The following is a 26,313-nucleotide window of genomic DNA, read 5'->3' as shown; positions in this document are numbered from 1 at the left end:
ATTCTACAATTCTTCAACAATTATGTTGTGATTCGTATAAACACAAATATCGCCAGCAATCTCTAAACTCGCTTTCGCAATTTGTTTCGCTGTTAAGTGTTCACTTGCATATTGCTTTAAAGCACGACCTGCAGAAAGTGCATAATTCCCACCAGATCCAATTGCTAAAATACCATCATCCGGTTCAATCACTTCTCCTGTACCTGAAACAAGGAGCATAGTTGTTTTATCCATGACAATGAGCATCGCTTCTAGTTGACGTAACATTTTATCGCCACGCCATTGTTTTGCCATTTCAACAGCTGCACGCTGCAAGTTGCCATTATACTCTTCTAATTTTCCTTCAAACATTTCAAAAAGAGTAAATGCATCAGCAACTGAACCTGCAAAACCAGCTAAAACTTTACCTTGGAAAAGTCTGCGAACTTTACGAGCTGTATGTTTCATTACAACAGCATTTCCCATTGTCACCTGACCATCTCCAGCCATTGCACATTCTCCATTATGATGAACTGCAAATATCGTTGTAGCGTGGAAATTCCCCATAGAAAAAACTCCTTTATTTGTTTTTATAGCTTTTAAAGCAATTTATGCCCGCGGGTGATGCTTCATGTAAACAGAACGCAATCTTTCTTTAGAGACATGCGTATAAATTTGTGTGGTCGACAAATTCTCATGACCTAATAGCTCCTGTACAGTACGTAAATCCGCCCCTTCATCTAACATATGTGTAGCAAATGTATGCCTTAACATATGGGGACTTATTCGCATTGTCAGTGAAGCCTTTTTAATGAGTTCATTTAAAACATAACGCACTCCACGACTTGTTAGCGGTGTACCTTTCGCATTTAAAAACACCATACGAGAGTCTTCGTCAGTCTTATTAACTAACTGTTTTCTCCCATTCTCTATATAAGTAATTAAAGAATCTTGCGCATAGCTTCCGAACGGAATATACCTTTGTTTTTTTCCTTTTCCCATTACCAAAATTGTTCCCACCGCAAAGTCAATATCGGTAAGTTGTAAATTGACACATTCACTCACACGGATTCCAGTCGCATACATCAACTCTAATAAAGCTTGATTCCTTTGACCTAATGGCGTTCCCGTGTCAGAAACTTCAAATAATTCCTCTAACTCTTCAGCATATAAAAACTTTGGGATTGACAATTCTTTTTTGGGGAGTGACGCAAGTGCAAACGGATTATCTTTCCGATAACCTTCACGCATCAAAAAACGATATAAACTTCGTAAGCTTGATACTTTTCTTGCGACAGATTTACGGGCTAACTTTTCATCGTGCAACGTCGTTAAGTACAAACGAACATCCGCGTATGTAACGTCTAAAAAAGAGGATATGCCTTCTCGCTCCATAAATTGCACAAAATGTTCTAAATCATTTTGATAACTTGCAATTGTATATTTTGAATAATTTCTTTCAATTTGTAAATATCCAACGAATAATTGTAACAATTTCTTCACATTCACACAACTCACCTCAATAAAGGCTACTAAATCGTATCACAACTTAGTAGCCTTTGCAAGAAATTTAACTAAATATTTACAAAATTTTGAATTGTTTCTAAAGCGCGTGTTGCGTATGCTTCATTTCGTTCCGCTTTCTTTTTGATCTTCTTCTCTAACGGTGCAAATAGACCGAAGTTCGCATTCATCGGTTGGAAGTTTTTAGCGTTCGTTGCCGTAATGTAATTTGCCATGCTGCCCATCGCAGTTACTGACGGTAATACAACTGGCTCTTCACCTTGCACAAGACGTGCAGCATTAATTCCTGCTAATAATCCTGATGCTGCTGATTCAACATATCCCTCTACTCCAGTCATTTGACCAGCGAAGAATAAATCATCACGTTGTTTATATTGATATGTTGGACGAAGCAAATTAGGTGAATTAATAAACGTATTACGATGCATTACACCATAACGTACAATCTCTGCATTTTCCAGTCCCGGTATTAACTGTAGCACTTCTTTTTGTGGTCCCCACTTTAAATGCGTTTGGAAACCTACGATATTGTATAAAGTTCCTGCTGCATCATCTTGACGTAACTGAACAACAGCATATGGCGTTTTCCCTGTTTTTGGATCTTCCAATCCAACAGGTTTCATAGGTCCAAATACTAGCGTCTGTCTCCCTCTACTTGCCATAACTTCTACTGGCATACAACCTTCAAAGAAAATTTCTTTTTCAAACTCTTTTAAAGGCACTGTCTCAGCAGCAATTAAAGCCTCATAAAAACGGTCAAACTCTTCTTCTGTCATTGGGCAATTTAAATATGCAGCTTCGCCTTTGTCATAACGCGATTTTAAATATACTTTATTCATGTCAATACTGTCTTTTTCTACGATTGGTGCTGCCGCATCGTAGAAATAGAAATAATCTTCACCTGTTAGTTCTTTTAATTGTGCAGCAAGATCAGGAGATGTAAGTGGACCTGTTGCAATAATTGTTGGTCCTTCTGGAATTTCAGTAAGCTCTTCGTTCACTACCGTTACATTCGGATGGTTTTTTACGTATTCTGTTACTTTAGCTGCGAACTCATGACGGTCTACAGCTAACGCACCTCCAGCTGGTACAGAGCACTCATCTGCCGCACGAATAATTACAGAATCCATTAAACGCATTTCCTCTTTAATAACTCCAACTGCATTTGTTAAAGTGTTTGCACGAAGTGAGTTACTACATACTAATTCAGCAAATTTATCTGTGTGATGAGCTGGCGTTTGCCTTACCGGCCTCATTTCATATAATCTAACTTGGACACCACGTTTTGCAATTTGGTAAGCCGCTTCACTTCCTGCAAGACCTGCGCCAATGACGTTTACTACTTGTGTTGTCATATATATCACCTTTCCTTTTCTTCCCGAAAAAAATGTGAGCAGTTACGCTCACATTTGTTGTTCTTCTTCATAATCGCACGAAATACATTGTACTTGCACGCCTTTTTTCAACTTCTTCTCTACAAGCATGCCTTCACACTTCGGACATTTACGACCAATCGGCTTATCCCAAGATACAAAGTCACATTCTGGATACGTACCGCATCCATAGAAAAGGCGTTTCTTTTTGTTACTACGACGCTCAATAATTTGTCCTTCTTCACATTTCGGACAAGTTACACCGATTTCTTTCACAATCGGTTTTGTATTACGACAATCAGGGAAATTCGAACAAGCCATAAACTTCCCGTATTTACCCATTTTAAAGACCATTGGATGTCCGCATAATTCACAGTCTTCCCCAGCTGGCTCATCTTTAATTTCCACTTCACGCATTTCTTTTTCCGCTTTTTCTAAGCGCGGTTCAAATCCTACGTAGAAATCATCAACAATTTTCACCCAATTGGCATTTCCTTCTTCCACTTCATCAAGGCTTTGCTCCATATTGGCAGTAAATTCAATGTTAATAATTTCCGGGAAAAATTCTAAAATAAGTTCAATTACTATTTCACCAAGTTCAGTCGGAACGAAGCGTTTATTATCCAAGCCTACATATCCACGTTTTTGAATCGTTTCAAGTGTAGGTACATAAGTCGACGGTCTTCCAATTCCAAGTTCTTCAAGTGTTCTTACTAGACGAGCCTCTGTATAGCGCGGAGGAGGTTGTGTAAAATGTTGCTTCGGTTCTAAATCCTTCGAAAATACAGTTTCCCCTACTTCTAAAGGCGGCAACATCTTATCCTTTTCTTCAGCACCATCATCTTTCGACTCTACATACACTTTCATAAATCCTGGGAACTTTACAACCGATCCACTTGCACGGAACTGAACATTGTTATTAATGAGTCTCGCTGTCACAGTATCCATTATAGCAGACGCCATTTGACTTGCAACAAATCGCTCCCAAATCAATTTATATAATCGAAGTTGATCACGACTTAAGAAACTTTTTAGTTCCTCTGGCTTTCTCATTACCGAAGTAGGACGAATTGCCTCATGTGCATCTTGTGCATTTGACTTTTTCGTTTCTTTCTTCTTTTCTGTTCCTATGTATTCCGTACCATACGCTTCAGTGATGTAAGTACGAGCCTCTGTTTGAGCTGTTTCTGAGATACGTGTTGAATCAGTTCTCATATACGTAATAAGACCTACAGTTCCTTGTTTTCCAAGATCTATCCCTTCATACAATTGCTGTGCAAGCATCATCGTTTTCTTTGCTCGCATGTTTAACTTACGTGCTGCTTCTTGTTGCAAGGAAGATGTTGTAAACGGTAATGCAGGATTACGTTTTCGCTCTTTGCGCGTTACATTTTCAACTGAAAACGCATTGTCTTTCATCTGTTCAATTATTTCATTCACTTGCGTTTCATTCGTTAATTGAACCTTTTCCCCATCTACACCGTAAAAGCTTGCTTCAAATGTGTCTTTTCCTTTTACAAATTCTGTTTTAATTGTCCAGAATTCTTCAGGTTCAAAGCTTTGAATTTCCTTTTCACGTTCGATGATTAAACGAACTGCTACAGATTGTACACGCCCTGCACTTAATCCTTTTTTTACTTTCTTCCATAATAAAGGACTAATATTGTAACCAACAAGACGATCAAGTATACGTCTTGCTTGTTGTGCATCTACTAAATCCATATTAATTGCACGAGGATGTTTAAATGATTCTTTGATTGCATCTTTCGTAATCTCATTAAACACAACCCGACAATCTGATTCAACGTCCACATTTAACGTATTCGCTAAATGCCAAGCAATTGCTTCCCCTTCGCGGTCTGGATCGGCCGCGAGATAGACTTTCTTTGCTTTTTTCGCCGCTGATTTTAAATCTTTTAAGACGGGACCTTTACCACGAATGGTAATATACTTCGGGGTGAAGTTGTTCTTTACTTCTATCCCCATTTGACTTTTTGGCAAATCGCGAACATGTCCCATAGACGCGACAACTTTGTATTTTTTCCCTAAATATTTCTCAATGGTCTTCGCCTTAGAAGGCGACTCCACGATCACGAGGTAATCTGACATGCTAGTGCCTCCTTAAGAGGTGGATTCAAGTCTTCATTAATCTTATTGATTTCTCTTGTTTTTGTCAATCAAGAATGAATATACCATACAGTGCCAATCTACCATTTGTCAATAATTGTTTAATAAAAATTTAAAAATATAAGGTTAATTTAAAATCTCTTCCAAGATATCTTCTGCATTTCTTACTAATTTTGCGCCTTGTTGAATAAGATGATTTGTTCCCGATGCCCCCTCTATAAATATAGGTCCAGGAAGCGCAAACACCTCTCTATTTTGCTCTAACGCAAGGTCTGCAGTAATAAGTGTCCCACTTCTCGATTTCGCTTCTACAACTAAAACACCTTTACTTATACCACTAATAATCCGGTTCCTTTTTGGAAAATACCATTTTTTCGGTGCATAGTGCGGAGGATACTCTGTCAATAACAATATATATTCCTTCCACATTTCATATAAATGTCTATTTTCTTTCGGATACATAAACGACAATCCATGCCCTAATATCCCAATAGTGGGACAATGATGCCTTACTGTAATCTCATGAGACATTGTATCTATCCCTTTTGCAAACCCACTGACAATAAGCCACTCTCTTTCTAATAAAGGGTGTAAAATAAATTTCAAGCTCTCATGACCATATAATGATGGTTCTCTCGTTCCAACAACTGCTAATTTATTTACTTTATTTAGAAAATCTTTCTCTCCTTTTCCATATAAAACGAAGGGAGGGTCTTGTATTTCACGTAATAATTGTGGATAATTTTCATCCCATATCGTTATATAAAAGATACGATTTTTCTCTAAATAAGATATATATTGCGGAAGATTTGAACTTTGAAGAAATTTCACTAGTTCTGAAGATTTTTTCGAGGATATTCCAGTGTAGTGCTCCATTTGTTTTTCGTTAAAATTATATATGTTCTTTAATTCTGGATCGACATATAGTAGCCTCTCCATCGCTTTCCAATAATCTGCTAGCAAGTAATGAAGATGTAATAACCGCTCTCTTTTCATCTTGATTCTCCTTACCCATAATTTTTATTATGTAAACAGAAAAAAGTGTAAAAAGACACCCTCAAGTAAGAAGGTGTCTTTCAACAGATTAATAGTTTTTGCAAGTCTCAAATAGACCTTTTTCTTTTAAAACAGAGATTAGCGTTTCTCCCATAACTGCTGGAGTTTCAGCTACTTTAATGCCACAAGCTTCCATTGTTTTAATCTTTTCAGCAGCAGTTCCTTTACCACCAGAAATGATTGCACCAGCATGGCCCATACGTTTGCCAGCAGGCGCTGTTTGACCACCAATGAAGCCTACAACAGGTTTTGTCATATTAGCTTTTACCCATTCAGCTGCCTCTTCTTCTGCTGTACCGCCGATTTCACCAATCATAATTACAGCATGTGTTTCTTCATCTTCATTAAATGCTTTTAACGCATCAATAAAGTCTGTACCGTTAACAGGGTCTCCACCGATACCTACAGCAGTAGATTGGCCAATACCTTCTTGTGTTAATTGATGTACAGCTTCATACGTTAATGTACCAGAGCGAGATACGATACCAACATGACCTTTTTTATGAATATATCCTGGCATAATACCAATCTTACATTCATCTGGTGTGATTACACCTGGGCAGTTTGGTCCAAGTAAACGTGTATGTTTACCAGCCATATATCTCTTTACGTTTACCATATCTAATACAGGAATTCCTTCAGTAATACATACTACTAAATCAATTTCTGCATCAACTGCTTCCATAATTGCATCTGCCGCAAAAGCGGGTGGAACGTATACAACTGAAGCGTTTGCGCCTGTTGCTTTCACTGCATCTTCTACTGTATCAAATACTGGTACACCTTCAATATCAGTGCCGCCTTTACCTGGTGTTACACCACCGACAATTTTCGTACCGTATTCAATCATTTGTTTTGTATGGAATAAACCTTGAGAACCTGTAATACCTTGAACAATAACTTTTGTATCTTTATTAACTAATACGCTCATTTTTCTCCCCCGCTTTCTATTAGCCCACTAGTGAAACAATTTTTTGTGCACCGTCTGCCATAGATTCTGCTGCAACAATATTTAAGCCAGACTCATTTAAAATTTTCTTACCTAGTTCTACGTTTGTACCTTCAAGACGTACAACTAAAGGTAACTCAAGACCTACTTGTTTCGTTGCTTCAATAACACCTTCTGCAATAACATCACACTTCATAATACCACCAAAAATGTTAACGAAGATACCTTTTACATTTTTGTCAGAAAGGATAATTTTGAATGCTTCTGTAACTTTTTCAGCAGTTGCACCGCCACCAACATCTAAGAAGTTAGCTGGGTCACCGTGGTAATGTTTAATGATATCCATTGTAGCCATCGCTAAACCTGCACCATTAACCATACAACCGATATTTCCATCTAAAGGAATGTAGTTTAAATCGTATTTTGAAGCTTCAATTTCTTTTGAATCCTCTTCATCAAGATCACGAAGCTCTAAAATGTCTTTATGGCGATATAACGCATTAGAATCAAAGTTTAATTTTGCATCTAATGCCATAACTTTACCTTCACCTGTTGTAACAAGTGGGTTAATCTCAGCGATAGAGCAATCTTTTTCGATAAACGCACGGTATAAGCCCATCATAAACTTCACAGCTTGTCCTACAAGCTCTTTTGGAATATGGATGTTAAATGCAATTCGGCGTGCTTGGAAACCTTGTAAGCCTACTGCTGGATCAATATATTCTTTAAAGATTTTTTCAGGTGTTTTTTCTGCTACTTCTTCAATTTCTGTTCCGCCTTCTTCAGACGCCATTAAAACAACTTGAGAAGTTGCACGATCTAAAACTAGACCTACATAATATTCTTTTTTAATATCGCAACCTTCTTCGATAAGTAAGCGTTTTACTTCCTTACCTTCAGGACCTGTTTGATGTGTCACAAGTGTAGTTCCTAAAATGCTTTCTGCATATGTACGAACTTCATCTAAATTTTTTGCAACTTTTACTCCGCCAGCTTTGCCGCGTCCACCAGCGTGAATTTGTGCTTTCACTACACATACATCTGTTCCTAGTTCTTTCGCTGCTTCTACAGCTTCTTCTACTGTAAATGCAACCTTCCCGTTCGGAACGCTAACCCCATAGCTTCTAAGGACTGCCTTACCTTGGTACTCATGGATATTCATGGTCCCATCCTCCCCTGTTTTCCTGTTTTACTCGAAAAGTTTTTTAATGTTTAAAAAACATTACATTGCCATTGTATAAGATGATTGGCACGCTGTCTACAATAAAGTGTCAGAAAACTGAAATCGCTTTATTCTTTTTCGAAAATAGTAATGTTTATATGCCAAAATAAAAAATAAGCTGTATATTTACAGCTTATTTTTGAATCATATCTTTAATTGGCGCGAATGACTTTCGGTGTTCATCTAATACTCCATGCACTTCAATTGCCTCTAAATGTTGCTTTGTGCCATATCCCATATGTTGCTCAAATCCGTATTCAGGATACTTTTCTCCCAGTTCTTTCATCATACGATCTCTCGTTACTTTCGCAATAATAGATGCAGCTGAAATAGAAATACTTTTCGCATCACCTTTAATAATTGAGGTTTGCGGAATTGGTGTAGGAAGCTTCATCGCATCAATTAATAAATGTTGGGGTGTACAAGATAAATTTGCAACTGCATCTAACATTGCTTGTTTCGTTGCTTGGTAAATATTAATGTCATCAATAACTTGCGGTGATACAATTCCTACTCCAATTGCAATTGCTTGTACTTTTATTTCATCATAAAAACGCTCACGTTTCGCTTCACTCAGCTTTTTTGAGTCATTTAACCCTGGAATATAAAAATCCTCTGGAAGGACGACAGCTGCCGTCACAACAGGCCCAGCCAACGGGCCACGCCCTACTTCATCAATACCCGCGATATATGTGACCCCTTTTTCACGCAAAGCATTTTCATACTTGGACATTTCAAAAAAATTCTCTTTTTCTTTCTGTTCTAACTCTTTTTGTTTATACCACTTCAAAACGAGCTTTTGAACGCCTTTTCGCTCATCTTTCATTAACAGTTGAAAGCGATCATCTTCTTCATTCATAATTTCTTTCAATACATTTTCCGCTTCTTTTATCGTCATTTTTTGCATTTATACAAACTCCTTTTTAAACGTATCCAAAAAGAAAAGACGCACAAACGCACGTCTTATACTTCTTCTATTTTTTCCACATCTTCTACTTGCTCTGCAAACTCTTCCGGTGTTTCAAACGTCATTTTTCCAAGTTTGCCACCACGAAGCTCACGAAGTACAAGCTCAGATGTCTTATCATAATCAATCATTCCGCCGCCCATTAAGCAGCCTCTATTTTTTCCAATTGCATCGAATAATTCCACAATATCTTCTGGAATCTCATTTAAATTATAGCGTTCTTTCAAGCGTTCTGGATAATGTTTCTCCATAAAACGTAATGCGTAAACAGCTACATCTTGTAAATTTAAAATTGAATCTTTAATTGCACCCGTCGTCGCTAAGCGAAGACCCACTAATTGATCTTCAAATTTAGGCCACAGAATACCTGGCGTATCTAACAATTCCATTTCCTTCCCAACTTTAATCCATTGTTGAGCTGTTGTCACACCTGGACGATCTCCTGTTTTAGCAATATTTTTCTTTGCCAATTTATTAATTAATGTAGATTTACCAACATTTGGTATACCTACAATTAATGCACGAATCGCTCTCGGTCTAATACCTTTTGCAACCATTTTATCAAATTTTTCTTTAACAAGCACTTTACAAGCTGCTGCAATTTCTTTCATACCTTGTCCAGCTTGCGCGTTAATCGAAATTGCCATATGACCTTTTTCTTTAAAATATGCGATCCATTGTTTTGTTAAACGGTCATCTGCCATATCCGCTTTATTTAAAACAACAAGCCTTGGCTTATGTGTAATGATTTCATCAATCATTGGGTTTCGAGATGATAATGGTAATCGAGCATCTACAAGTTCAATTACAACATCAATTAATTTTAATTTCTCCGTTACTTGGCGTCTAGCCTTCGCCATATGCCCTGGAAACCATTGAATTACCATGTTGCCACCTTCTTTTTCATTTATTTCACAATACGTGCGTCTTCTAACGGCCAATATAACATATTAGCTTTACCAATTACTTGATCCATTGAAATCGTACCGATTGAACGGCTATCTTTACTAAAACGACGATTATCACCTAAAACAAATAATTGATCTTTTGGAACGGTTTTCTTGCCTGTCATTTCTTCAAGATTAAAATCATATGTAAGCGGTCCGTCAGCAATTTGCTTTTTCTGCTTGTCTAAATACGGCTCCTCATAAGCCTTTCCGTTAACATACAGCTTATCATTACGATACTCTATTTCATCGCCCGGTAGGCCTATAATGCGCTTAATGTAATCTTTATCTTCTGTTGCTCGAAATACGATAATATCAAATCGTTTCGGATCTCCAATGTGATAACCAATTTTATTTACAATCATTCGATCACGATCATGTAAAGTAGGTGCCATCGATACCCCGTCTACGAGAATTGGCGCAAAGAAAAACTGTCTAATAACACCAGCTAATACAACAGCAATCAAAATTGCTTTAATCCATTCCCAAAGTGAACTCTTCTCTTTTTTCATGCATTTCCCCTCCACGGTTATGTAAGCTGTTCGTATTATACCAAAATTTCATATAGATTGGAAAAAGGGAGCTTGTGCATTTACAAGCTCCCATACATGTCTTATCGAATTTCTTTAATACGTGCTTTTTTACCGCGAAGGTTACGTAAGTAGTATAACTTAGCACGACGTACTTTACCACGGCGAAGTACTTCGATTTTCGCGATTCTTGGCGTGTGAACTGGGAATGTACGCTCAACACCTACACCGTAAGAAATCTTACGAACTGTGAATGTTTCACTAATTCCGCCACCACGACGTTTAATTACAACACCTTCGAAAAGCTGAATTCTTTCACGAGTTCCCTCAACAACTTTTACGTGTACACGTAAAGTGTCACCAGGACGGAATGAAGGAAGGTCAGTTTTTAATTGGCCTTTTGTAATTTCTGCGATTAATTGTTGCATATTAAATTCTCTCCTTTAAACAGATGCTCTTATAAAGTCTTAATAAATTACAGCGGAACATCGTTAATACGGCTACTGATTTCAGTAGCACAAATGTTATAATAGCATATTACTAGGCCTGTTGCAATAGCAAATATATGAAGTTATTACTGCTCTCGCTTTATTTCCTCAAGCCATTTTTTCTCTTGTTTAGATAGATCTCTATCATCTAACAAATCAGGTCTACGCGTATACGTACGGCGCAAAGATTCCTTATGTCGCCATTCGTCAATATTTTTATGATTCCCTGACATTAATACATCCGGTACCTTCATACCACGAAAATCAGCCGGACGTGTATAATGAGGATGCTCTAATAAACCTGTACTAAACGAATCCTCTACTTGTGAAGCATGATTTCCTAGCACGCCTGGCAAGAGACGTACAACACTATCAGTAATAACCATAGAAGCTAATTCTCCGCCCGTTAATACATAGTCACCAATAGAAATCTCATCCGTTACGAGATGCTCACGAATTCGTTCGTCATACCCTTCATAATGCCCACATACAAAGATCAAATGTTCTTCCCCTGCAAGCTCTTCCGCTTTCTTCTGCGTAAATCTTTCGCCCTGCGGACACATTAAGACAACTCTCGGCTTACGCTCTGTCTCTTTCGTCAAATCTTCTACAGCGTCAAAAATAGGCTGAGGAGTAAGCACCATACCAGCTCCTCCGCCGTAAGGATAATCGTCTACGCTATTATGCTTACTTGTTGTATAATCACGAAAGTTAACAACACGAAGGTTTACCGCTTCCTTTTCTTGTGCCTTCTTTAATATAGAAGATCCAAATACACCGGTAAACATGTCTGGGAACAACGTTAAAATATCAATTTTCATTATAGCAATCCTTCCATTACATGAATGGTTACTAATTTATTTTCAATATTAACTTGAAGTACAACGTCATCAATATAAGGAATTAAGAGATCTTGACCCTTCGGACGTTTAATCACCCAAACATCATTTGCACCAGGAGAGAGAATCTCTTTGATTGTCCCTAGCGCTTCTCCTTCTTCCGTTACAACGCTGCAACCAATAATTTCGTGATAGTAGTATTCACCTTCAGCAAGTTCACCTAACTGCTCTTCCGGTACTTTTATTAAAGAACCTTTAAACTTCTCTACTTCATCTACATTGTTATATCCTTCAAATGTTAATAAATCGAATGTCTTATGTTGGCGATGAGAAGTTACCTTCACTGGAAGATAGTCTGTGTCTTTCTCATTCGATATGTATAGCGTGTTTCCTACTTTATATCGCTCTTCTGGAAAATCAGTACGAGAAATCACACGGATTTCTCCTCTTACTCCATGAGTATTTACAATTTTCCCTACGTTAAACCACTTTGTCATAAATAGTATGTCACCCCTGGTTTCTATATAAATTAAGCATCTCCATTTCATAGATGGAACATGCAATCTCTATTTAAATGTTAAAAAAGGGAGAGGAATAACTCCTCGCCCTTTTTACGTTTATTGAATTTCCAGTGTTACTTTTTCATCATTATGATGTCCCACTGAATACAAGAGCATTCGAATCGCTTTCGCAACTCTCCCTTGCTTTCCAATGACTTTTCCAACATCCTCAGGATGTACAGTTAATCGATACTTTATCTCTCCGTTGCAAAGTTCCTGTGTAACTTTTACATCTTCAGGATGATCGACAAGAGGCTTGACAATCGTCTCGACTAACTTCTTCATAGTCATTGCCTCAATTACTTACCTTGTTTAGATAAGTGGAATTTCTCCATGATACCTTGGTTAGAGAATAAGTTACGAACTGTATCAGATGGTTTAGCACCATTTCCTAACCATTTTAATGCTGCTTCTTCGTCGATCTTAACTTCAGCTGGTTGAGCAACTGGATTGTAAGTTCCGATTTCCTCAATGAAACGTCCGTCACGAGGAGAACGAGAATCTGCAACAACTACACGATAGAAAGGAGTTTTTTTAGCTCCCATACGTTTTAAACGAATTTTAACTGCCATTTATAAAGCACCTCCGAATTTATTTCACACAGATAATTATATTAGCAAAAAGACTATTGCTTTGTAAAGTATTTTTTCTTAACAGAGCCATCTTTTTTTCCTTACATGAATGGAAACTTCAATCCACCTAGTCCTTTTTTCTTGCCTTTTTGCATTCCCGTCATCGTCTTCATCATTTTTTTCATGTCATCGAATTGCTTAATTAGACGATTGATTTCTTGTACAGTTGTACCGCTACCTTTGGCAATGCGCTTTTTGCGACTAGCATTGATTATTTCCGGTTGTTCTCGTTCTAATTTAGTCATAGAACGAATAATTGCCTCAATATGCCCAATTTGTTTTTCATCAACTTGCGCATTTTTCAGCCCTTTAATTTTATTTGCACCAGGAAGCATTCCTAACAATTCATCAAGCGGTCCAAGTTGACGCACTTGTCCAAGTTGTTCTAGGAAATCGTCAAGCGTAAACGAAAGCGTACGCATTTTTTGCTCAAGTTCTTTTGCTTTCTCTTCATCAACTGTAGCTTGCGCTTTTTCAATCAATGTTAAGACATCGCCCATCCCTAAAATACGGGATGCCATACGCTCTGGATGGAACGCTTCAATTGCATCTAGTTTTTCACCCATACCAGCAAATTTAATCGGTGTGTTTGTTACAGCCTTAATAGATAATGCAGCACCACCGCGGGTATCACCATCTAATTTCGTTAATACAACACCTGTTAAACCTAACTGTTCATGGAAACTTTGTGCAACATTTACCGCGTCTTGTCCCGTCATCGCATCGACAACAAGGAAAATTTCATCCGGTTTCGCAACTTCTTTAACTTTCGCTAATTCATCCATTAGTTCTTCATCAATATGCAGGCGACCCGCTGTATCGATTAAAACATAATCATGATGATCTTCTTTTGCTTTTGCAATCGCTTGTTTCGCAATTTCAACAGGACTTACTTGATCTCCTAAAGAAAATACAGGCATGTCCAATTGCTTCCCTAATGTTTCAAGCTGTTTAATCGCTGCTGGACGGTAAATATCCGCTGCAACAAGCATCGGTTTACGATTATGCTTTTTACGAAGCAAATTCGCAAGCTTACCTGTCGTCGTTGTTTTACCCGCACCTTGCAGACCAACCATCATAATAACAGTCGGTGGCTTATTAGCAACAGCAATTTTGCTTTGCTCTCCGCCCATAAGTTCTGTAAGTTCTTCCTGTACAACTTTAATTACTTGTTGTCCAGGTGTCAAACTTTTCATTACATCTTGTCCGACAGCACGTTCAGACACACGCTTCACAAAATCTTTTACTACTTTAAAGTTAACATCTGCTTCTAAAAGAGCTAGACGAACTTCTCTCATCATTTCTTTCACATCGGCTTCAGAAACTTTTCCTTTGCCGCGGATTTTTTGCATTGTCTGTTGAAGTCGGTCGGCTAATCCTTCAAATGCCATATTGCCGCCCTCCTAATCTAATTTTTCGATAGCTTCAACAACTTGTTTCATTTCTTCATTCACATGCTCTTCTTCGCTGATTAGCTGTTTTAGCTTTGCAACAAGTCGCTGTCGCTCTTGAAACTTTTGAAGTAATACTAATTTTTCTTCATATTCTTCAAGCATCGCTTCAGTCCGTTTAATGTTATCATACACGGCTTGGCGACTTACATCAAATTCTTCCGCAATTTCACCAAGAGATAAATCATCTAGATAATAAAGCGACATATAACTTCTTTGTTTTTGCGTTAACAACGATTGATAAAAATCAAATAAATAGTTCATTCTCGTTGTTTTTTCGAGCATGTTGGATCATCCTTTGTTAAGTGATTTCCCTTTACATAAGTTAGTTTACATGGAGTCCAAAAGAGTGTCAAGTTTTTTTCTTAACATCATATATTTTTATAGAAAAAGAAGCGGAAATACCGCTTCTTTCGCTTACGCTTCTTCTGTTTCTACTAAGTTCGCAAATAAACCATACACATATTGTTCTGGATCAAACTGCTGCAAGTCATCCATTTGCTCTCCTAATCCAACAAACTTCACCGGTACATCAATTTCGTTACGAATCGCTAATACAATACCACCTTTAGCAGTTCCATCTAACTTCGTTAAAACAATACCTGTTACATTCGTTGCTTCACGGAATGTTTTCGCTTGGCTTAAACCGTTTTGTCCTGTTGTTGCATCAATAACAAGCAATACTTCATGAGGAGCACCTGGTACTTCACGCTCAATTACACGCTTCACCTTCTCTAACTCTTTCATTAAGTTTACTTTATTTTGCAAGCGTCCTGCTGTGTCACATAGTAATACATCTACCTTACGTGCTTTTGCAGCTTGTACAGCGTCATACATAACCGCCGCTGGATCAGATCCAGATCCTTGTTTAATCACTTCTACACCAACGCGATCGCCCCATACTTCTAATTGTTCAATCGCCCCAGCACGGAATGTGTCTCCTGCCGCCAATAAGACTGACTTACCTTCTGATTTAAACTTATGCGCCAGTTTACCAATTGTCGTCGTTTTTCCTACACCGTTAACACCAACAAATAAAACAACCGTTAATTGGTCTTCTTGCATATTAATTTCGTTACTAAAATCGCTGTCACCTTTGTAAATTCCTACTAGTTTTTCTGAAATAACAGCTTGTACTTCTTTTGGATCTTGAATGTTACGACGTTGTACTTCTTCTTTCAATTGATCAATTAATTCCATTACCGTTGCGACGCCAACGTCTGCACCGATTAAGATTTCTTCTAACTCTTCGAAGAAATCTTCGTCCACTTTACGGTAACGATACACTAAATCATTCACTTTATCCGCAAATGAATTTCTAGTTTTTTCTAATCCGTGTTTAAATTTCTCTGTAACTGTATCCGTTTGTTTTGAAATTTTTTCTTTTAGTTTTTTAAAAAAACTCATACTTTCCCATCCTTCCTATTCACTTGCAATAAGTTCTTCTCCGGCATCTAAACGAACCGAAACAAGTTTAGATACCCCTGATTCTTGCATTGTTACACCGTACAACACATCAGACTCTTCCATTGTACCTTTTCTATGTGTAATTACAATAAACTGCGTCTCATCACTAAATTTCTTTAAATACTGTGCAAAACGAGCTACATTCGCTTCATCAAGGGCGGCCTCTACCTCATCTAGTACACAGAACGGTACTGGGCGCACTTTTAAAATACCAAATAAAAGCGCAATTGCCGTTAAAGCACGCTCTCCACCTGAAAGTAAACCTAAGTTCTGCAATTTCTTCCCTGGCGGTTGTGCTACAATATCAATACCCGTATTTAGTAAATCCTCTGGATTAGTCATTACTAAATCCGCTCTTCCGCCTCCAAATAACTCAGAGAATACCGATTGAAACTCCATTCTAATGCCTTCAAACGTAGTAAAAAAGCGTTTTTTCATTTCTTCATCCATTTCGGTAATAAGCTGGTGCAATGTCGTTTTCGCTTCTTCTAGGTCGTCTCTCTGCTCTAGTAAAAATGTATGACGCTCCGCTACGCGTTCATATTCATCAATTGCCCCTAGGTTCACTGTACCTAACTCTTCTATGGATAATTTGATTAATTTTACTTTCTTACGCGCATCTTCTGCAGGCATTGTCATTGTATATTTTAGTTTTGCCGCTTCAAATGAAATCGTATATGTTTCACGTAAATGTTGTAATCTATTTTCCAACTCTACATCAAGTCGGTTTATTTTCACTTCTTGATCTTTCAACATTTCAATAATATATTTATGTTTACCTGTCGTTTCTTTCAAATTACGCTCTAAATGTTCTACTCTCTCTTGCAACGAGACACGTTGTTCGCGACGAGAGCGAATTAATTCTGAAGTTTGATTACGATCATACGCTTTCTTCTCAATCATATTCGTAATTTGCTCTTCACCACTTGAATTAGATGTCATTTCTTGTTTTAAGAAAGCTAAATCCTCTTTCGTTTTTACAAGTGTCGCATCCGTTTCTTCTTTTTCCTTCGTAAATCGTTCAACTTTTTCTTTTTGATTAGATAAGCGTTGTTGCTTTTCAGCTACCAGCACTTTTAACTCAGTCATTTCTTTTTGAACTTTTTCTTTTGAAGAATGTTGCTCACTTTTTTGTTTTGTTAAAGCTGCAATTTTACTATCTAACTCTGTGATATCAGCTTGAAGATTCGTTAAAATCCCTTCTAACGCCTCTTTACGCCCTTGTGTTTTTACTCGATCTTGTAAAAAACCTTCAATCTCTAAATCATAAATAGACAAGCGGTCATTAATACGATGTTCTTCTAATTCTAAACGATTAATCTCTTCTCTTAATTTCTGCTCATCTACACGCTCTGCTTCTACAGTTTGCCTTAGTTCGCGTATTTTCACTTCTTTTTCTTGAATCTCTTGTTTTACTGCTTTAACAAAGTTTTCTAACTTCGTTGTTTTTTCTTCCATATCAGTTAACTTGCGAGTCCACTCTTCCAGTTCACGTTGGCGTCCTAATAAAGAAGATTTCGCTTGTTTTACCGCTCCACCAGTCATAGAACCGCCAGGATTCACTACGTCCCCTTCGATTGTTACAATGCGATAACGGTATTGCAGTTGTTTCGCCAACTCATTTGCTCCGCGTAAATCTTTCGCAACAATAACAGTACCTAATAAATTTGAAACTACATTTTCATATTTATTATTGTACTGCACAAGTTCTGCCGCCACACCTACAAACGATGGGTGTTGATTTACAATGCGTAATTGCTCAAATGATAACGACCTACTTTTAATAACAGCTTGCGGTAAAAACGTTGCACGCCCATGTTTATTTTGCTTTAAAAATGCAATTGCATTACGAGCATGTTCCTCTGTTTGTACAACAATGTGCTGCATCGCTGCACCTAGAGCGATTTCCATTGCAACTTCGTATTCTTTAGGTACCGTTAACAGTTCCGCAACAGCACCCTCGATACCTTGCAACCTATTTTCTCTAGCTTTCAATACTTCACGTACACCTTGATAGAAGCCAGAATAATCTTCTTGCATCTCTTCAAGCATTTCTTTTCGAGAACGTGCCTGTTGCACAAATTGATATGCTTGATACAGTTTTGTTTCATTTTCACTATACTGCGTCTTACATTTCCCGAGCGCCGCCTCTGTCTTCTGTATGTTTGAGAGGATGCCAGCTACTTTTTCTTTCACTTGTTCGTAATTTTCTACAAGTTTCGTCTTTTTCGCTGTAATTTCCATACGCATTTCTACATATTTCGCATTCTCTTCATCCAGCCGCTCGTTTTTAGACGTTTGCTGTTTAGATTGTTCTTCAATCATAGATAATTCATTGCGATGACTAGCTTGTTGATTTAAAAGTTCAATATAGTCACCTTTTAAATTCTCAATCTGTTCCTCTAAATTGTCAGCAAAAGTAGCAAGCAGTTGCTCATTATCATGCAATTTTTGCTCTAACTCTTTTACTTCATTCACAAATTGCATTAAAGCTTCTGTACTTGACGCAATTTCACCATCGTAACTTTTAGCTTTCTCTGTTAATTCAACAATTAACTGCTCAAGTTGCGCACAATGCGTCGTAGCATTTTGCTTTCTCTCTTTTAACAACTCGCGCTGTCCTTCTAGTTTTTCTAGCTCTTTACTAGAAAGAAGAAGTACTTCTTGCAACGAATCTACAGACTCATCTACCGCTTGTAATTGTCCTCGTAATTCCTCAAGCTCTTCTTCACTTTTTTGTAAATCCGTTGACATTTTAGCTTCTTCGTCTTTATTATGCCCAAACTGATTTCGAAGCGCTTCCCATTTCTCATGCAATTCTTCAATTTCATGTACAATAAGCGCAGCTTCTACTTTCTCTAATTCTTCTTTATTCTCAAGATAATCTTTCGCAATAGAAGCTTGTCTTTCTAAAGGTTCTACTTGACTACTTAATTCATGAATTATATCTTGTACACGATTTAAGTTTTCTTGTGTTTCTGCTAACTTCCCTTCAGCTTTCTTTTTGCGAAGTTTGTATTTCAGTACGCCTGCCGCTTCTTCAAATACACCTCGACGCTCTTCTGACTTACTACTTAAAATCTCTTCCACTTTTCCCTGGCTAATAATTGAAAAAGCTTCTCTTCCCATACCAGAGTCCATAAATAAATCGATAATATCTTTCAATCTACATGATTGTTTATTAATATAAAAATCACTATCACCTGAACGAGATACACGACGTGTTACACACACCTCATTGTATTCAATTGGTAAACGTTGATCTTCATTATTTAAAGTTATTGTTACTTCAGCAACATTAACCGCTCTCCTCGTATCACTGCCTGCAAAAATAATATCCTCCATCTTTGCACCACGTAATGATTTTGCAGATTGTTCACCAAGTACCCAGCGAATCGCATCAGTAATATTACTTTTCCCGCTTCCATTAGGGCCTACTACAGAAGTTACACCTGGGACAAAATCAACAGATACACGCTCAGCAAAAGACTTAAATCCTGCTATTTCTAATCTTTTTAAAAACACGAAAGGCCTTCCTCCTATTCTCCGTTGCTATAACTGTTATCTATACAAAAACGAGCTATCATACGGATTTCCCTTCCTTTTATTCACAAACAAAAAGAAAGTTTCATTCTATGCATAAGGAATCCCCCTCATTCAAAGGGGGATTCCTTATAGTTGTTCTTTTAATTTTTTCAATGCTTCTGCAGCAGCTTGTTGCTCTGCTTCTTTTTTCGACTTACCACTACCAAGACCTAAAGCTACGTTATTTAACGTAACACGTGACACAAATTCTCGATTGTGAGCTGGTCCTTTTTCTTGCAAAATTTGATACTCAACATTGCCACTACCATCACGCTGAATCAATTCTTGTAACTGACTCTTATAATCCATCACATGAGAAAAAGCACCCTCATTAATTTTCGGATATACAATTTCTTTTAAGAATTCCCAAACTGTTTCTAACCCTTGATCAAGATAAAGGGCACCAATAAACGCTTCAAAGACATCCGCTAATAAAGCCGGTCGTTCACGTCCACCTGTCATTTCTTCACCTTTTCCTAATAAAACAAGGCTACCAAATGACAATTCGTTCGCAAAACGAACAAGAGATGGCTCACATACAATAGCTGCACGTAGTTTTGTTAACTCTCCTTCGCTCATTGTCGGATATTTTTGAAACAGATACTGCGATACAGTAAGTTCCAATACTGCATCTCCAAGAAATTCAAGACGCTCGTTATCTTCATGCGGTTTTTTTCGATGCTCATTCACATACGATGAATGCGTAAATGCTTGAATCAATAATTTTTCATCTGTAAACGTAATACCTATCTTTTCTTGAAACACTTTAAATGCTTCACGATATTTTGTTTCGTATTTTTTTTCTCTATATTTTCGGTACGGCATAGGTCCCTCCAGATATAAGCCAGAAAGCCCCGCTAAAAAACGGGACTTCACTTAAGCATTATAGATGACTCTCTATGTAAGTCACAGCATCGCCAACAGTAGCAATCTTTTCAGCATCTTCATCAGAAATTTCCATTTCGAATTCATCTTCTAATTGCATTACAAGTTCTACTACATCTAGGGAGTCTGCTCCTAAATCTTCCTTGAAGCTTGCAGCTGGTACTACCTCAGTCTCTTCTACTCCTAAACGATCAACGATGATTTTTGTTACGCGCTCTAAAACATCTGCCATTCCATTCACCTCCCCTCAAATATTATATTAAATATTGACCAAAAAAACTAGGTGAAATCGATTCTTTTATTACATTACCATACCGCCATCAACATTTAACGTTTGACCTGTAACATATTTGCTTTGATCAGAAGCAAAAAACGTTACAGCATTCGCGATATCTTGCGCTTCACCAAATTGAGCAGCTGGAATAACTTTTAACATTTCTGCTTTAATATTCTCATCTAGTACATCTGTCATATCAGTCGCAATAAAGCCCGGCGCAATTGCATTCACTGTAATATTTCGACTTGCTAACTCTTTTGCAGATGTTTTTGTTAATCCAATAACACCCGCTTTAGCAGCAACATAATTAGCTTGCCCTGGGTTTCCTATAACACCAACAACCGAAGCGATATTTATAATTCTACCGTGACGTTGACGCATCATATAGCGAGATACTGCTTTTGTACATAAGAATACACCTTTTAAGTTTGTATTAATAACTGTATCCCATTCTTCTTCTTTCATACGCATTAATAAATTATCTTTTGTTACACCAGCATTATTTACAAGAATATCAACTTGTCCAAATGTATCTACTGTTTGTTTCACCATATTTGTAACATCATCAGCATTTGCAACATCTGCTCTTACCGCAATTGCATCAGAACCTAATTTCTTAATTTCATCTACTACTTCATTTGCTTTTTGTTCATTACCTGCATAATTCACTACTACATTTGCCCCTTGTTTCGCTAAATCGATCGCAATCGCGCGACCAATTCCACGTGAAGCGCCAGTTACTAATGCTACCTTCCCTTTTAACATGAGTTTTCTCCTCTCAAATTTGAAATGGTATCTTTTAATGTCTCTTCATCATATATCGCATATGCTTTCACTGATGAATCAATCGACTTCATAAGTCCAGCAAGTACTTTTCCAGGTCCAATTTCAATAAATGTATCTACTCCCTGCTGCACCATACATTCAATAGACGGGTACCATAATACAGGCGAATAAAGCTGTTCGATTAACTTTTCTTGAATGTCTGCACCACGTGTAATAACATCCGCTGTAACATTTGCAATAACAGGAATATTCGTGTCATGAATTGTAATTTCATTTAAAACACTTTGGAACTTCTCAGCTGCCGGCTTCATAAGTGAAGAATGGAAAGGCCCACTTACTTTTAGTGGAATTGCTCTCTTTGCACCATTTTCTTTCGCTCTTTGAGAAGCAACCTCTACACCTTGCTTCGTTCCAGAAATCACAATTTGCTTCGTACTATTCATATTAGCGATTTGCACTGCATATCCTTCACTTGTTACTTCTTCTGTAACTTGTTTCAGCATATCTAGGTCAGCACCTAATATAGCTGCCATCGCACCTTCCCCGTCTGGAACAGCTTCTTCCATATATTCGCCACGTTTCCTTACAGCATATACAGCATCTTCAAAAGTTAATGCACCAGCTGCTACAAGAGCGCTATATTCACCTAAACTATGACCAGCGACAAAGTTAGGTGTAATGTCATACTCTTTCAAAGCTGTCAAAATAGCAAAACTCGTTGTTAATAATGCAGGCTGAGCATTTGTTGTTAATGTAAGCTTTTCCTGCGGTCCTTCAAAAATCACTTCTGAAAGTGAATCTTGTAACACCTCATCTGCTTTTGCAAACACTTTTGCAACCTCTTTATTATTCTCTGCTAATTGTTTACCCATTCCAACTGCCTGTGAACCTTGGCCTGGAAAAAGAAATGCTATTTTTCCCATTTCAAATCCTCCTCTTATTGGAGTGACTCTTTCTCCATTACGCTTGAAATTGTAGGAATTACTTCTTTCGCTACCATTTCTCTCGTTTGACGAATCGCACTAAATATCGACTGGTCATTAGAAGAACCGTGAGCCTTAATGACAGGTGCTTTCAATCCAAATAATGCAGCTCCCCCATACTCCGAATAATCCATTTTATCTTTTAATACCATAAGTTTTGGCTTTAATACCGCCGCTGCTAATTTGCTCGTAAACGAACTCATTAGTTGTTCTTTCAACATAGAGAATAGCGCAAGTGCTGTTCCTTCTAATGATTTCAACGCTACATTCCCTGTGAAACCATCACATACAACAACATCTGCTACACCTTGCAATAAATCTCTCGATTCAACGTTCCCAACGAAATTAATTGGCGCATCCTTAAGCATTGCAAATACTTGCTTTGAAAGCTCGTTTCCTTTTCCATCCTCTGTTCCAACGTTTAATAGTCCAACACGAGGATTTTCAATTCCTCTTACCTTCTCAGCATAAACAGATCCCATTACTGCATATTGATATAAATGAATTGGTTTTGCATCAACATTTGCTCCAACATCTAACATAACAAAACCTTTTCCATCTACAGTTGGCATTGTAGGCGATAAAGCTGGTCGCTCAATTCCTTCCATACGACCGACAACAAATAATCCAGCTGCCATTAAAGCTCCTGTGCTACCTGCGGATATACAAGCGTCTGCTTCTCCATCCTTTACTTGCTGTGCCGCAAGTACCATTGAAGCTTGTTTTTTTCGACGAACCGCTCTTACTGGTTCTTCCGTCGATTCTATTTTTTCGTCTGTATGAAGAATAGTAATTCGTTCATCACTCGTTAAGTATTGACGAATTTCCTCTTCTTTCCCTACTAACGTAATATGTAAATCAGAATATTCCTTAATAGCTTTCATTGCCCCTAATACTACAGCCTTTGGAGCGTGATCTCCGCCCATTGCATCTATTGCGATTTTCATAAGTTGTTACCTTCCTCACTATAATTACTAGATCGATACATTTCAAAAGTGCCTGTAAAAACAAGTTCTTCTCCAACGAAGCTACGCACTTTGACAACCGTCCGTCCCTTATCATTCTCTACGTCTTCAACACGCGCTTTTGCAACAACACGCTCTCCTAATTTTACAGGACGAATATATCGAATGGTAGACTTTGCAGTTAAAGCTAATTCTTCATCAATAACCGCAACAGCTAGTGAGTTTGCTTGCGCAAACAGATGATGCCCACGGGCAATTTGATTTCTTTTAAATACATGTTCTACCTTTACTTCAAAGATAGAGATTGCATGTCTATCTAATTCAATATCAATAATTTCTCCGACAACCTCTTCTAACGGTAAAGATTTCACATCTTCTTCATGTTGCTTTGTAGCTACATGTTTAATTCTCTCTCTTAATTCAGGAATAGACAATTCCATACGATCCAGTCGTACTGTTTGTATACTCACTTGAAATTTTTCCGCTAAATCTTCATCCGTAATAAAAGGATTTGATTCGATTGTTTGTTGTAATAATTCTTGTCTTTCTTTTTTACTTCTTCTTTTCTTCATACCGCACCATCCATTTTTATGACTAGGTACTAACAGTAGTATATAATCATTGAAAGTAGAATGCAACAATTTTTTTGTTGACTCCCTTTAATCGAGCTTCTCTCCTTGGAACACACCTGTCCCATCAAGATACGTACGCAAGGCAGCGTATTGATCATTGTGCCAAAATGCTTCTGACTCTACTAGTATCGCCGCATCTTGCCTTGCTGTTTCTAACGCTCGATAATCGTGTACCATGTCAGCAACCTTAAATTCCGGTAAGCCACTTTGCTTACTCCCAAAGAAATCTCCAGGACCTCGTAATTCTAAATCTTTTTCTGACAATACAAATCCATCATTTGTTTCAGTCATTATGCGCATTCTTTCTTTTCCTGTTTCTGATTTAGGGTCTGCTATTAATAAACAATATGATTGTTCACTACCACGCCCGACACGCCCTCTAAGCTGATGAAGCTGCGATAAACCGAAACGTTCTGCATCATAAATAACCATCACAGTCGCATTCGGTACGTTCACACCAACCTCAACAACTGTTGTCGATACAAGAATTTGCACTTTATTTTCACTAAACTGTCCCATTATCTCTTCTTTTTCCTGAGACGATAATCTCCCATGCATCAATCCAACTTGGCATTTCCCTTGGTAATGATGCGTCAGCATACTATGTAAGTCGATAGCATTTTGCACATCAAGTTTCTCAGATTCTTCAATTAGAGGACAAATAACGTATGCCTGTCTTCCTTTTTTTATCTCCTTCTCAACAAAACCGAGGACGCGATCTAACATATCATGTTTTGCCCAGTATGTTTCAATCACCTTTCTCCCTGCTGGCATCTCATCGATTATTGAAACATCCATCTCTCCAAATGCAGTAATTGCAAGCGTACGCGGAATTGGTGTCGCTGTCATAAATAATACATCTGGACTTTCACCTTTCTCCCGTAAAACTCGGCGCTGCGCTACACCAAATCGATGCTGTTCATCCGTAATAACGAGACCCAACCTATGAAATATAACTTCATCTTGAATTAAAGCGTGCGTTCCAACAAGAATATCTATTTCTCCTTGTTCTAACTTCGCTAAAATGTCTCGTCGTCTCGCACCTTTAACAGAACTTGTTAGCAGTTCCACCTTCATACCAAAATGCGAAAACGTTTCAGCAAGCGACTGATAATGTTGCTCAGCTAAAATTTCTGTAGGAACCATTAAAGCACCTTGATAATGAGCTAATTTCGATGCATAAAGGCCAATCGCAGCAACAACTGTTTTCCCAGAACCAACGTCACCTTGTAATAGTCGGTTCATCCGATAAGGAGATGTCATATCTTTTAAAATTTCATCTACAACTCGGCGCTGCGCACCCGTTAACGGAAACGGCAGTGCATCGATAAATTCTTGTAATTCTACTGACGGAATCTCTTTCTTCGTCCCTTTTGAATTTTCCCTCTCCATTTTCCTCAGCGTTTGCATTTTCAGCTGAAATAAGAAAAATTCCTCATATACAAAACGGCGACGCGCTTGCTTTAAATCCTCCTGTCCTACCGGAAAATGCAAAGCCTTAAGTGCTTCATATCTTGGTAATAATTTATACCGGCCTAACAAACCATCCGGTAACACTTCGACTATAGAATCTCCATATTCCTTTAACGCTTGAGCAATAAAACGACGCATCTGTTTTACTGTAAGTTTCCCCTTTACTGAGTAAACTGGCTCCACTTCTTGTTGACGTACAACTGGCCCAAAATGAAGTTCTGATACAGCAATTGTTTGACGATGTTGATCCCATTTACCAGTAATCGTTACCGTTTCATCTAACGTTAATTTTTGCTTATAGTAAGGCCTATTAAAACATACCGCCGTAATTAAATAACGACCGACGAGAACACGAACTGTTAGACGCGATTTCTTCTTACCATAATATTGCAGCAAAGGAGCACTATGAACCTTCCCTTCAACCGTTACACGTTCATCATGCTTTACTTCAGCAAGATCTTTCATCGCATAATCTTCATAACGGTACGGAAAATGTTCTAATAGATGAGAAACTGTATAAATCCCCATCTCATGTAGTAACTCAGATGTTTCTCCTCCGATCCCCTTTACATCCGTAACAGGAACTTGTACAACATCATTCAAGATTCTCACACCC

The 26,313-nt window shown here is 37.9% G+C and carries 26 protein-coding genes; all 26 read right to left on the bottom strand.

Features of this window, described 5'->3' with window-relative positions; genetic code table 11:
* Positions 1 to 3 precede the first annotated feature (3 nt).
* Positions 4 to 546 carry an ATP-dependent protease proteolytic subunit HslV gene (hslV, locus tag MR160_RS00680; protein WP_000526274.1) on the bottom strand — a complete coding sequence of 181 codons (543 nt, stop codon included), beginning with the start codon at positions 544 to 546 and terminating at the stop codon, positions 4 to 6.
* 42 nt (positions 547 to 588) lie between these two features.
* Positions 589 to 1,488 (bottom strand): tyrosine recombinase XerC, encoded by a 900-nt coding sequence (xerC, locus tag MR160_RS00675; RefSeq protein ID WP_001101245.1) that lies wholly within the window; start codon positions 1,486 to 1,488, stop codon positions 589 to 591.
* Between the two features lie 65 nt (positions 1,489 to 1,553).
* Complete coding sequence (gene trmFO / locus MR160_RS00670) at positions 1,554 to 2,858, bottom strand: FADH(2)-oxidizing methylenetetrahydrofolate--tRNA-(uracil(54)-C(5))-methyltransferase TrmFO (RefSeq protein WP_000213006.1); 1,305 nt, start codon at positions 2,856 to 2,858, stop codon at positions 1,554 to 1,556.
* A gap of 48 nt (positions 2,859 to 2,906) precedes the next feature.
* Positions 2,907 to 4,985 carry a type I DNA topoisomerase gene (gene topA / locus MR160_RS00665; RefSeq protein WP_001286957.1) on the bottom strand — a complete coding sequence of 693 codons (2,079 nt, stop codon included), beginning with the start codon at positions 4,983 to 4,985 and terminating at the stop codon, positions 2,907 to 2,909.
* A 144-nt stretch (positions 4,986 to 5,129) separates the two neighbouring features.
* Entirely contained in the window at positions 5,130 to 5,999 is an 870-nt protein-coding gene (dprA, locus tag MR160_RS00660; RefSeq protein WP_000818044.1) for a DNA-processing protein DprA, read from the bottom strand.
* A gap of 88 nt (positions 6,000 to 6,087) precedes the next feature.
* Entirely contained in the window at positions 6,088 to 6,990 is a 903-nt protein-coding gene (sucD, locus tag MR160_RS00655; RefSeq protein WP_000115178.1) for a succinate--CoA ligase subunit alpha, read from the bottom strand.
* A gap of 19 nt (positions 6,991 to 7,009) precedes the next feature.
* Complete coding sequence (gene sucC / locus MR160_RS00650; protein WP_001020784.1) at positions 7,010 to 8,170, bottom strand: ADP-forming succinate--CoA ligase subunit beta; 1,161 nt, start codon at positions 8,168 to 8,170, stop codon at positions 7,010 to 7,012.
* Positions 8,171 to 8,363: 193 nt separating this feature from the next.
* Positions 8,364 to 9,137 carry a ribonuclease HII gene (locus tag MR160_RS00645; RefSeq protein WP_001171121.1) on the bottom strand — a complete coding sequence of 258 codons (774 nt, stop codon included), beginning with the start codon at positions 9,135 to 9,137 and terminating at the stop codon, positions 8,364 to 8,366.
* 56 nt (positions 9,138 to 9,193) lie between these two features.
* On the bottom strand, positions 9,194 to 10,084 hold the full coding sequence (gene ylqF / locus MR160_RS00640) for a ribosome biogenesis GTPase YlqF (protein ID WP_000236702.1): 891 nt from the start codon (positions 10,082 to 10,084) through the stop codon (positions 9,194 to 9,196).
* 20 nt (positions 10,085 to 10,104) lie between these two features.
* A complete protein-coding gene (gene lepB, locus MR160_RS00635; protein WP_000711853.1) occupies positions 10,105 to 10,656 on the bottom strand; it encodes a signal peptidase I in 552 nt (183 codons plus the stop codon).
* Between the two features lie 101 nt (positions 10,657 to 10,757).
* Positions 10,758 to 11,102, bottom strand: a complete 345-nt coding sequence (rplS, locus tag MR160_RS00630; RefSeq protein ID WP_001186516.1) for a 50S ribosomal protein L19 — start codon at positions 11,100 to 11,102, stop codon at positions 10,758 to 10,760.
* 146 nt (positions 11,103 to 11,248) lie between these two features.
* The gene (gene trmD / locus MR160_RS00625) at positions 11,249 to 11,983 is read right to left on the bottom strand and encodes a tRNA (guanosine(37)-N1)-methyltransferase TrmD (protein ID WP_000686901.1); all 735 of its coding nucleotides are present in this window, start codon (positions 11,981 to 11,983) and stop codon (positions 11,249 to 11,251) included.
* Entirely contained in the window at positions 11,983 to 12,498 is a 516-nt protein-coding gene (rimM, locus tag MR160_RS00620) for a ribosome maturation factor RimM (RefSeq protein WP_000170272.1), read from the bottom strand. Before rimM ends, trmD begins: the two co-directional genes overlap by 1 nt.
* 120 nt (positions 12,499 to 12,618) lie before the next feature.
* Positions 12,619 to 12,846: a KH domain-containing protein gene (locus MR160_RS00615; protein WP_000737393.1), complete on the bottom strand. Its 228-nt coding sequence runs from the start codon at positions 12,844 to 12,846 to the stop codon at positions 12,619 to 12,621.
* Positions 12,847 to 12,860: 14 nt separating this feature from the next.
* Entirely contained in the window at positions 12,861 to 13,133 is a 273-nt protein-coding gene (gene rpsP, locus MR160_RS00610; RefSeq protein ID WP_000268748.1) for a 30S ribosomal protein S16, read from the bottom strand.
* A 101-nt stretch (positions 13,134 to 13,234) separates the two neighbouring features.
* Entirely contained in the window at positions 13,235 to 14,584 is a 1,350-nt protein-coding gene (ffh, locus tag MR160_RS00605) for a signal recognition particle protein (RefSeq protein ID WP_000863460.1), read from the bottom strand.
* 12 nt (positions 14,585 to 14,596) lie between these two features.
* Positions 14,597 to 14,929, bottom strand: coding sequence for a putative DNA-binding protein (locus MR160_RS00600; RefSeq protein ID WP_000891062.1), 333 nt, complete (start codon positions 14,927 to 14,929; stop codon positions 14,597 to 14,599).
* Positions 14,930 to 15,061: 132 nt separating this feature from the next.
* A complete protein-coding gene (gene ftsY / locus MR160_RS00595; RefSeq protein WP_000007640.1) occupies positions 15,062 to 16,051 on the bottom strand; it encodes a signal recognition particle-docking protein FtsY in 990 nt (329 codons plus the stop codon).
* A gap of 15 nt (positions 16,052 to 16,066) precedes the next feature.
* Entirely contained in the window at positions 16,067 to 19,636 is a 3,570-nt protein-coding gene (gene smc, locus MR160_RS00590; RefSeq protein WP_000478966.1) for a chromosome segregation protein SMC, read from the bottom strand.
* Between the two features lie 147 nt (positions 19,637 to 19,783).
* A complete protein-coding gene (gene rncS, locus MR160_RS00585) occupies positions 19,784 to 20,521 on the bottom strand; it encodes a ribonuclease III (RefSeq protein WP_001146875.1) in 738 nt (245 codons plus the stop codon).
* 58 nt (positions 20,522 to 20,579) lie between these two features.
* A complete protein-coding gene (acpP, locus tag MR160_RS00580) occupies positions 20,580 to 20,813 on the bottom strand; it encodes an acyl carrier protein (protein WP_000786062.1) in 234 nt (77 codons plus the stop codon).
* A 69-nt stretch (positions 20,814 to 20,882) separates the two neighbouring features.
* Entirely contained in the window at positions 20,883 to 21,623 is a 741-nt protein-coding gene (fabG, locus tag MR160_RS00575) for a 3-oxoacyl-[acyl-carrier-protein] reductase (protein WP_000911774.1), read from the bottom strand.
* Positions 21,617 to 22,567, bottom strand: a complete 951-nt coding sequence (fabD, locus tag MR160_RS00570; protein WP_242297026.1) for an ACP S-malonyltransferase — start codon at positions 22,565 to 22,567, stop codon at positions 21,617 to 21,619. The genes fabG and fabD overlap by 7 nt, the downstream gene beginning before the upstream one ends.
* A gap of 14 nt (positions 22,568 to 22,581) precedes the next feature.
* A complete protein-coding gene (gene plsX, locus MR160_RS00565) occupies positions 22,582 to 23,574 on the bottom strand; it encodes a phosphate acyltransferase PlsX (RefSeq protein ID WP_000684100.1) in 993 nt (330 codons plus the stop codon).
* Entirely contained in the window at positions 23,571 to 24,164 is a 594-nt protein-coding gene (fapR, locus tag MR160_RS00560) for a transcription factor FapR (protein ID WP_000747349.1), read from the bottom strand. Before fapR ends, plsX begins: the two co-directional genes overlap by 4 nt.
* Positions 24,165 to 24,251: 87 nt before the next feature.
* A complete protein-coding gene (gene recG / locus MR160_RS00555) occupies positions 24,252 to 26,300 on the bottom strand; it encodes an ATP-dependent DNA helicase RecG (RefSeq protein ID WP_001000822.1) in 2,049 nt (682 codons plus the stop codon).
* Positions 26,301 to 26,313 lie beyond the last annotated feature (13 nt).

Source organism: Bacillus cereus group sp. BfR-BA-01382, assembly GCF_022663475.1.
In the GTDB taxonomy this organism is placed as follows: domain Bacteria; phylum Bacillota; class Bacilli; order Bacillales; family Bacillaceae_G; genus Bacillus_A; species Bacillus_A thuringiensis_S.
The sequence above is the reverse complement of the archived record's forward strand: the minus strand, read 5'-3'. Positions and strand labels throughout refer to the sequence as shown.